This window comes from Vibrio sp. Vb0349 (genome assembly GCF_033338975.1).
The window spans coordinates 1-1,127 of the sequence record NZ_JAWOTS010000371.1 but is presented as its reverse complement, the minus strand read 5'-3'; the positions used below and the strand labels follow the sequence as shown (position 1 = coordinate 1,127).

Genomic DNA, 1,127 nt, shown 5'->3' with positions numbered 1-1,127 from the left:
GGAGCAATCCGAGTTGCGCTAGAAGAAGCGGGCTACATTCATACTCAAATCATGGCTTACTCGGCTAAATACGCATCAAACTACTACGGCCCATTCCGAGATGCCGTCGGTTCTTCGTCTAATCTAAAAGGTGGTAACAAGAAAAACTACCAAATGGACCCAGCAAACATTGATGAAGCAATGCATGAAGTCGCAATGGACATCAATGAAGGGGCAGACATGGTGATGGTTAAGCCAGGTATGCCATACTTAGATGTAGTTCGCCGAGTGAAAACCGAGCTGCAAGTTCCGACATTTGCTTACCAAGTATCGGGCGAGTACGCGATGCACAAAGCGGCGATTCTTAATGGCTGGTTAAAAGAGCGCGAGACAGTAATGGAATCACTACTGTGCTTTAAGCGTGCGGGCGCCGATGGCATCCTGACTTACTTTGCAAAAGACGTAGCAGAGTGGTTAGCGGAAGAGAATGCACAAGCCGCTCAGCACCTAAAGATGGCTCGAGAAGCGACAGAAGAGTAATTATCGCTCAGTGAGAAAAACCAGACCGACAATAGTTGTTCGTCTGCATATACCCAAGTAACCTCAGGCGGATTACAAAAGGCTTGTATATCCCAAAAAATCCAAGGTGCTTGGGTATATTTATTTCTGGAGAAGAGAACAATGACAATGCTGATTCGTGAAGGCACGTTGGAAGAGGCACTTCAAGTGGTCACTCGAGTGAAAGAGTTTGCCAACGGAGAAACCTTAGATTCGATGTCACAGCGTCTTGGAGACAAAAACAGCCTAATCCTAGTGGCTGAGAAAAACGGTGCTATTGTCGGTTTTAAAATCGGCTACGAACTGGATGAAGACACCTTCTATAGTTGGTTTGGTGGTGTTGCGCCGCAAGCTCGAAATGAGGGAGTCGCGCAGATGTTGTTAGAGGCTCAAGAAGAATGGGTCGCAGAACAAGGCTATAAAACACTAAAAGTGAAATCTCGAAACCAATTTCCTGCCATGCTCAGATTGTTGTTGAGAAATGGATATCTTATTGAAAAATTTGAAGAAAAAATTAATCTTCGTGAATCGAGAGTGCATTTCATTAAAGCAATGTGAAAATAAATGAGATTTTTTCTCATTTAACTGTT

At 44.1% G+C, this 1,127-nt stretch carries 1 protein-coding gene and 1 pseudogene; both read left to right on the top strand.

Annotation, left to right across the window (positions count from 1 at the left end):
• Window positions 1–519: pseudogene (locus R7Q47_RS25925) on the top strand (porphobilinogen synthase); the annotation flags it as partial.
• Between the two features lie 141 nt (window positions 520–660).
• Window positions 661–1,095 carry a GNAT family N-acetyltransferase gene (locus R7Q47_RS25920; protein WP_005459779.1) on the top strand — a complete coding sequence of 145 codons (435 nt, stop codon included), beginning with the start codon at window positions 661–663 and terminating at the stop codon, window positions 1,093–1,095.
• Window positions 1,096–1,127 lie beyond the last annotated feature (32 nt).